This window comes from Saccharopolyspora sp. NPDC045941 (genome assembly GCF_056431445.1).
Genome location: NZ_JBWKKU010000011.1, coordinates 75,993 through 83,655 on the forward strand (window position 1 = coordinate 75,993; position 7,663 = coordinate 83,655).

The window sequence follows — 7,663 nt, forward strand, 5'->3', positions numbered from 1 at the left end:
CTCGTTCAAGGAAGGGGAATAGCCATGTCGCGATTTGACATCAACCACGACGGCTACATGGACCTCAACGAGCAACTCCGGCAGTGCCACGTCGCGGCCGGGGTCATCATCGAGGAACTCAACCAGGGCCTGCGAAAGGTTCCGGAAGGTATGCAGGGTCAGGCCGAGGAGTTGTGGGGTCCGCTCCAGAGGGAGTGGAACCAGCAGTACGCCAAGATGTCGGAAGCCTTCAACGACAATGTGACCAAGTCGTTCAAGGTGCACGACATTTTCAAGGACGGCGACAACATGGGCGCCAAAATCATGTCCATGTAGTCCCGTTTCCCCTCGGCCGCGGGCCCGCTTCGGTGGGCCCGCGGTCATCCTCCTCATCAATTCCACGCCCCTCCAGTGACTCGCGTGCAGAAAGGACCCTCCGCCATGACTGACGACCCCGCTGGCGGCAAGTTTCCGGGGCGTGGCAACAACCATCGCCTGAACCGGCCGACCGGCGAGCCGCAGCCGGAGCCGCGGCTGGATGGTCTGGGGCCGAACAGGGGGATGGTGCTGACTCCCGGGCAGCACGGTCCCAACGCGCCGCAGCAGCCGCATCCGGACGAGACGTCTCAGGCGGAATTGCCGGATGACACCCCGGACCCGCATTTCACGCCGGATTCGAATTCGCAACCGCAGTTTCCCTTGTCTCAGCCAGGGCATGTGGCCGGGACGCCGACGCACTTTGCCGGGCAGAACCTTCCCGACGCGAGTCCGGCGATGCCCGGGCCGGCGATGACTCCCGTGTCCTTTCGAAGGAGTGTGGACGGGACGCCGGCGCACCATGTCGCGCAGCACGATCCCGACGTGCAGGAGCCGTATCGGTCGGCGCCCCGGCCGGATGACACCCCGCACCGGACACCGCACGACGAAGGCTTGACTTGGGTCAATGAGGGCGGAGAAGAAAAACTCAAGTGGCTCGGTGACCCGAAGGATGCGCCGTTTCTCGACAACGGCCCATACGAAGTGCATCTCAATGTATCCGGCGAGCTTGAGCAGTCCTACAACCCAGCGGACCGCGACGGTGCTTCCAACGCGACGTACTATGAGCCATCCTCTGCTGACAGCCGGGATCTGCACATTGGCGGCCACCCCGATGAATCCGGGTTCATGGCCATGCCCAACGGTGAGTTGCGGTGGGTCGGACCGAGAGACGACGTTCCTCTGACGCCAGACGGCCACGTGAGCCTCGGGGACAAAGGCGAAATCGTCGTCGACCCCCCTCCGGAGGTCTTTCGGGCCGATTATCGCGAGCGGGAGCCGTTTGCTGGTGAGCGGTCGGAGTTCGGCGATCGGTCTGGACATGGGGATCGGCTAGAGCCGGCTGGTCATCATAGGCAGGAGCCGTTCACCGGTGATGAGCGGTCGGATTTCGGCGACCGGTCCGGTGGCCAGGGGGACGCGCTCCCGTCAGCCGAGCCGGCTGGTTATCACAAGCAGGAGCCGTTCACCGGTGATGAGCGGTCGGATTTCGGCGACCGGTCTGGCGGTCAGGGGGATGCGCTCCCATCGGCGGAGCCGTCCGGTTATCGCGAGCGGGAGCCGTTCACCGGTGATGAGCGGTCGGATTTCGGCGACCGGTCTGGTGGTCAGGGGGATGCGCTCCCATCGGCGGAGCCGACGACGCTGGTGAAGCCGGTCCACTCGGTCCAGCCGGAGAACGGCACGTCTGGTTCACCTGAGGAGTCGGGCCTGGCCTGGGTCAACGGCGACGGCAACTGGAAGCTCAAGTGGGTTGGTGACCCGAAGGACGCCCCGCTGCTGGACAACGGCCCGTACGAGGCCCGCATCGGAAAAAACGGCGACGTCCAGACGCTCTACAACGGGCACGACGAGGGCGACCCGACCAAGGTTTTCGCGTCCGGCAAGCCAGGATCGGGCAATCCAGACGACGGAACCGCCGGACTGCTTGTGATGCCCAACGGCGACCTGCGCTGGGTTGGTCCGCGGAACAAGGCGCCCTTGCTCGACGACGGCAATGTCGTTCTCGGCAAAGACGGCAAGATCGAGTTCGGCGGACCGAAATGCGCGCCGGACGGAACGGCTCGCACCGAAGGCACTCAGCATCCCCTGGTGATCCAGGATCCGAACTCGGACGGGCCGCCGCCAGGATTCCACGGCCTCCCGACCTACGGTTCGCTCCCCGGCGAAGGCCGGCAGGGCGTCAAGCCTCACTCGCCGCGCGAGGAAAGGACTGGGGACGGCGGCGGTTCCGGTGGTTCGTCTGGTGGTCAGGGGAGTCACGGCAAGGGCGGTTCTGGGGGCCGGGAAGGTGACGGCAAAGGCGATGGTGGCGGCAACGGCGGTTCTGGTGGTTCGTCTGGTGGTGGTCAGGGGGATGGGCCGCTTACCCGAGGCGTGAGTGGGCCGATGCCGGTTGCCAAGGTGGGCGATGGCAAGGGCAGCGGTGGTGGTTCTGGTGGTTCGTCTGGTGGTGGTCAGGGGGATGGGCCGCTTACCCGAGGCGTGGCTGTGGAAGCGCCGAAGGCCAAGGTGGGTGACGGCAAGGGCAGCGGTGGTGGTTCTGGTGGTTCGTCTGGTGGTGGTCAGGGGGATGGGCCGCTTACCCGAGGCGTGAGTGGGCCGATGCCGGTCGCCAAGGTGGGCGATGGCAAGGGCAGCGGTGGTGGTTCTGGTGGTTCGTCTGGTGGTGGTCAGGGGGATGGGCCGCTGAAGCCGAGGACGCTTTATAAGGCGGGCGCCAAGGAGAGTGACGGCAAGGGCGGTGCTGGGGGCCAGGAAGGTGTTGGTGGTCGTTCCGGCGGTTCGTCTGGTGGTCAGGGGGATGGGCCGCTTACCCGAGGCGTGGCTGTGGAAGCGCCGAAGGCCAAGGTGGGTGACGGTAAGGGCAGCGGTGGTGGTTCTGGTGGTTCGTCTGGTGGTGGTCAGGGGGATGGGCCGCTTACCCGAGGCGGCAGTGGGCCGACGCCGGTCGGCAAGGAGGGCGATGGCAAGGGCGGTGGGGGCAAGGAAGGCGATGGTAAGGGTGGCGATGGCAAGGGTGGTGACGGTAAGGGCGGTGACGGTAAGGGTGGTGACGGTAAGGGCGGCGATGGTAAGGGCGGCGATGGTAAGGGCGGCGATGGTAAGGGTGGTGACGGTAAGGAGGGCGATGGCAAGGGTGGCGACGGTAAGGGCGATGGTAAGGGCGGTGACGGTAAGGGCGGTGACGGTAAGGAGGGCGATGGCAAAGGTGGCGACGGCAAGGGCGATGGTAAGGGCGGCGATGGCAAGGACGGAAAGCCGAAGCCGTTGCCAGCCGTCAAGGCCGCCGATGGCAAAGGCAACCTCCGATTCAACAAGGACGACTGGCTCAAGCTGCTGGGGGCGTTGCACGATGTTGAGAACGGTCTGATCGACTACGCCACGACTTCCAGGTATGGCGAGCTGAATGGTACTTTTAAGGCTCAGCCGCGGGATACGCAGTGGGAACCTGCCAAAGATTTGAATGCTCGGGCGTCGAAATTCGGTGGCTCAGTGGAAACTGCCAATGAGGCGCTTCGACAGAGACTGAGCACTGTTGTCAACGCGATGCGGTGGGCCATCGAAGTATTTGAAAACACCGACGATCTGGCGAACTACAGTCTGAATGAATTTGTCACCGAATTCCCGGACCTTAATTCTGGTGGCGGGAAGATGAGTGGCGGCGGCCAAGGTTCTGGAGGGATGTAGTCGTGGCGGACGACGAGAACGGCGGGTCGGGCAGCGGCAACGACGAGTCGAAGGACGGGTCGGGCAGCGGCAACGACGAGTCGAAGGACGGGTCGGGCAGCGGCAACAACGACTCGAATGGCGAGTCGGACGGCCAGGGCGGGTCAGATAGCGGTGGCAATCAAAGCAACATCGTCGACCCGGACGTCACCAATGGCCGGAATAACCTCTCCCGTGCGACCTACGAGGAGATTCTGTTCACGATTGCCGGCGTGGGCAAGAACCTGAACAAGATCCTGGACACCGGCGGCGGGCCGGAGGGCTGGCTCCAGTTCTCCACCGATGGGGAAGCGGGGGGGCGTGTTGCCACCTCCTACACAACCCAGAACTGGACCGACAAACCTTGGTTCAGGGTAGTTTACAACGACGCTTTGCTGGCGGACTGGCACACGGCCGTCGGAGAGATCGACAGCTACATGCCACAGGTCACGGCTGCTCGGGTCGGCACTGTCGACTGGGTGCAAGCCGCTGACGGCGTGGGGATGATCAGACATTACGTGAACTGGCTGGACGGAGCGCGCGAGAAGACTGCGGGATGGATCAAAAGGCTCGACAGCCCGGACGCGGAGTTCAAAGGCCGCGCGGCTTATGCCATCCAAGGTCATGTCCGTCAGATCAACTTCGTGTTGGATGACCTGTACAAGCAGATTACTCACCGGAACCCGTCGCCGGCAGAAGGGCTCGCCGACGTGACGTCCGGACTGCTCCTGTTCGGCAACGAGATGGGGACGGCGTGGGACAGTGTGAGTGGCGGACTGGTCAACGCGATCGAGAACGCACTCACCTTGGTGGTCAAGAACGTTTGGGCGTATGTTACGGGATCCGGCCTCGTCTCCGGTGACCCCAATTACGTCCTGCCCTATTTTGGAAGTAAGTCCGAGGGTCTGGAGTACATCGACTACGTGCTGGCGTCGTATGATTCCAGCACCAGTTCAGGAGGTAAGGGTCTAACCCTTCATACGCCAGATGGGGTAGGGCAGGGGCCAGCACCAGGTACCACCTGGACCCCTCCGCCGTTGCCGGAAGGTATTACGAGCCTCAAAGCCGACTTGCGATCCGAGCTGGGATGGGCCTGGATCAACAAGGCTGTCAGTGAGTCCGTGCGTGCCCAGTTGCAGCCGCTGAACGAAGCTGCCCGGAAAGCGGCCGCGCGGTTGGAAGAGGTCTTTCTCATCGCCAACCCGCCGTTTAAGGACGTGTATGACAAGACGCCACCGACAATCGGCACCGCGGGCGGCGGTCCCGATGGCAAGGGTGGCGGTAACGGTCCTGATCTGAAATTCGACCCCGACGGTAAGGGTGGCGGTAACGGTCCCGAGCTGAAATTCAACCCCGACGGTAAAGGTGGCGGCAACGGTCCCGAGCTGAAATTCAACCCCGACGGCAAGGGTGGCGGTGACGGTCCTGATCTGAAATTCAACCCCGACGGTAAGGGTGGCGGTGACGGTCCCGAGCTGAAATTCAACCCCGATGGCAAGGGTGGCGGTGGATCTGGCGCGAACGGTGGGTTGAATTTCGACCAGCCTGGTGGCGGGTCTGGTGGTCCTGGGTTTGGGTTGAATACGCCTGGCGGCGGTGGATCCGGCGCGAATGGCGGGTTGAACTTCAATCAGCCTGGTGGCGGGTCTGGTGGTCCTGGGTCTGGGTTGAATGCGCCTGGCGGCGGGTCTGATCCGAATGGCGGGATGAATTTCAATCAGCCTGGTGGCGGGTCTGGTGGTCCTGGGTTTGGGTTGAATGCGCCTGGCGGCGGGTCTGATGCGAATGGCGGGTTGAATTTCGACCAGCCTGGTGGCGGGTCTGGTGGTCCTGGGTTTGGGTTGAATGCGCCTGGCGGCGGGTCTGATCCGAATGGCGGGTTGAACTTCAACCAGCCTGGCGGGGGCGGCTTCGATCCCTTCGTTTCGGACCCGAACGGTCAAGGGTCCGGCGGAACACCGCTGACGCCGTTCGGCGGGGTTCCGGGCAGTGGCGGTGCGAACCCTGGATCGGGCCGGCGGCCGCCGGGCTTGGGATTCAACGCGCCATTCGGTGGTGGCCGTCCCGGCGAGGGCGGCTTCGACGGCGTGGATCGTCCTCGCGGGGAAGGCTGGGAGCCGGAGGATCCGACTGCGCAGTTCAATCCGCCGAAGTCCAACGTGCCGGAGTTCCCGGGTAGTCGGGATGACGGCGGCTTGAACCTGGATCGTCCTCGTGGGCAAGGCTGGGAGCCGGAGGATCCGACTGCGCAGTTCAATCCGCCGAAGTCCAACGTGCCGGAGTTCCCGGGTAGTCGGGATGACGGCGGCTTGAACCTGGATCGTCCTCGTGGGCAAGGCTGGGAGCCGGAGGATCCGACTGCGCAGTTCAATCCGCCGAAGTCCAACGTGCCGGAGTTCCCGGGTAGTCGCGATGGCGGCGGCTTGAACCTGGATCTGCCGAAGGGTGGCAACGGTGGTTCGGGCTTGCCCTCGGACGGTGGGGGACATGCGGAGCTCAACCTCCCGTCCGGAAGTGGGGGTGGCTCCGGCCTGCCAGGCGCCGGTGGCCTTGGAGGTGGTCAGTCTTCCTTCGGCGAGGGAGCGAACTTCGCTACCGCTGGCGGCTCGGGCTTTGGCGGCGAGGGGTGGTCCGACTGGTCCGGCGACCTCGGCGGCGGTTCCCGTGATGGGGCCGGCGGTGGCGGTTCTGACCAGCGCCAAGCCGGGAGCGGTATGCCCATGATGCCGCCGATGATGCCGCCGATGGGCGGTATGGGTGGCATGGGCGGCATGGGCGGTGGCGGCGGCAACGGTGACCGCGAACGGGAACGCCAGACCTGGCTGTCCGAGGACGAAGAGATCTGGGGCGCTCACCTGGCAGCGGGCGACGGGGTCATCGGTCGCCCCGATGGCGGTCACCGCGTCACGGACGACGCACCGGTCCCGACCCACGTTCACGCTCCGGCCAAGGCGTCCAGCGGCAAGGGCAAGGCCGGCAAGCCGGCCAAGCGAACCACCGGGGCCCCCGAAGCCGTGGAGTCAGCAGAGGGTTCGAACTCCGCCGGGCCCGGCAAGCCGGCCAAGCGAACCACCGGGGCCCCCGAAGCCGTGGAGTCAGCAGAGGGTTCGAACTCCGCCGAGTCCGCCAAGTCGACGGGGTAAACGGCAGAAGGGAGCGTCCGATGGATCCGGACTACGACGAGGAAGTGTCCAAGCTCCTCGCGGAGCTGAACGAGCAGCGCGAGAAGATCTCCGGCGCGGTCGAGGACATGCAGGCTGTCCGGGAGTCTGCGACCACCAAGAACAAGATGATCAAGGCCACGGTGGACGGCCAGGGCCGGCTCACCGAGGTGGTGTTCCGCGGCGATCGCTGGCGCGATCTGTCGCCGAAGGAGCTGGGTGCGGCGATCGTCGAGGCGGTCACCGGCGCGCAGGAGAAGGCGCATAAGAACGTCACCGAGCTGGCGGCCGCGATGGCGCCGGAGGGCATGAACATTCCGGAGCTGTTCTCCGGCAAGCCGGACATCGAAGCGCTGTTCCCGGACGTCGAAAAGATGTGGAAGTCGTTCAATGAGTGACCGTACCGCCGCAGATCCTTCCGCGCTGGCAGGCGGCGCGGTCAACATTTCGAGGGTTGCTGACGAAGCGCGGGACCTCATGAGCGATTTCTCCAACGCTCTCGGTGCGTACGGCAACGTCTTCGACGGTGCTGGGGATGGCTCCGGAGGCTATAAGGGAGCCAGCGGTAATGATTTCGTCAAAATTTGGCTGGGGACCGTGGTTCCCGGTCAGGAGTACGCGCTGAATTTCTTGGATCGGTTGGACTATGCGATAGGGGACGCCGGGGAAAGAGCGCGAGGCACCGCATTTAAGCTGGACGAAGCCGATGGTGATGCCGGTTCGGCCGCGTCGTAGTTGTTGGCACGAGTACTGGGTTAGGTAAGCTAAAAGGGGCGGTT

Annotated in this window: 5 protein-coding genes; all 5 read left to right on the forward strand. The window is 64.6% G+C overall.

Features of this window, described 5'->3' with window-relative positions; translation table 11 throughout:
- Nucleotides 1-24 precede the first annotated feature (24 nt).
- The 5 genes from AC07FN_RS11520 to AC07FN_RS11540 all read left to right on the forward strand — a co-directional run bounded on the left by AC07FN_RS11520 (nt 25) and on the right by AC07FN_RS11540 (nt 7,619).
- Entirely contained in the window at nt 25-315 is a 291-nt protein-coding gene (locus AC07FN_RS11520) for a hypothetical protein (RefSeq protein WP_358390201.1), read from the forward strand.
- Nucleotides 316-420: 105 nt separating this feature from the next.
- Nucleotides 421-3,705, forward strand: coding sequence for a hypothetical protein (locus AC07FN_RS11525; protein ID WP_478395559.1), 3,285 nt, complete (start codon nt 421-423; stop codon nt 3,703-3,705).
- 2 nt (nt 3,706-3,707) lie between these two features.
- Nucleotides 3,708-6,866: a hypothetical protein gene (locus AC07FN_RS11530; RefSeq protein WP_478395560.1), complete on the forward strand. Its 3,159-nt coding sequence runs from the start codon at nt 3,708-3,710 to the stop codon at nt 6,864-6,866.
- A 20-nt stretch (nt 6,867-6,886) separates the two neighbouring features.
- On the forward strand, nt 6,887-7,282 hold the full coding sequence (locus AC07FN_RS11535; RefSeq protein ID WP_478395561.1) for a YbaB/EbfC family nucleoid-associated protein: 396 nt from the start codon (nt 6,887-6,889) through the stop codon (nt 7,280-7,282).
- The gene (locus AC07FN_RS11540) at nt 7,275-7,619 is read left to right on the forward strand and encodes a hypothetical protein (RefSeq protein WP_358611350.1); all 345 of its coding nucleotides are present in this window, start codon (nt 7,275-7,277) and stop codon (nt 7,617-7,619) included. Before AC07FN_RS11535 ends, AC07FN_RS11540 begins: the two co-directional genes overlap by 8 nt.
- Nucleotides 7,620-7,663: the final 44 nt, after the last annotated feature.

Bases quoted from the DNA above. Each gene is read 5' to 3' on its own strand.
- AC07FN_RS11520 (WP_358390201.1), top strand. From the start codon at position 25: ATGTCGCGATTTGACATCAACCACGACGGCTACATGGACCTCAACGAG.
- AC07FN_RS11525 (WP_478395559.1), top strand. From the start codon at position 421: ATGACTGACGACCCCGCTGGCGGCAAGTTTCCGGGGCGTGGCAACAAC.
- AC07FN_RS11535 (WP_478395561.1), top strand. From the start codon at position 6,887: ATGGATCCGGACTACGACGAGGAAGTGTCCAAGCTCCTCGCGGAGCTG.
- AC07FN_RS11540 (WP_358611350.1), top strand. From the start codon at position 7,275: ATGAGTGACCGTACCGCCGCAGATCCTTCCGCGCTGGCAGGCGGCGCG.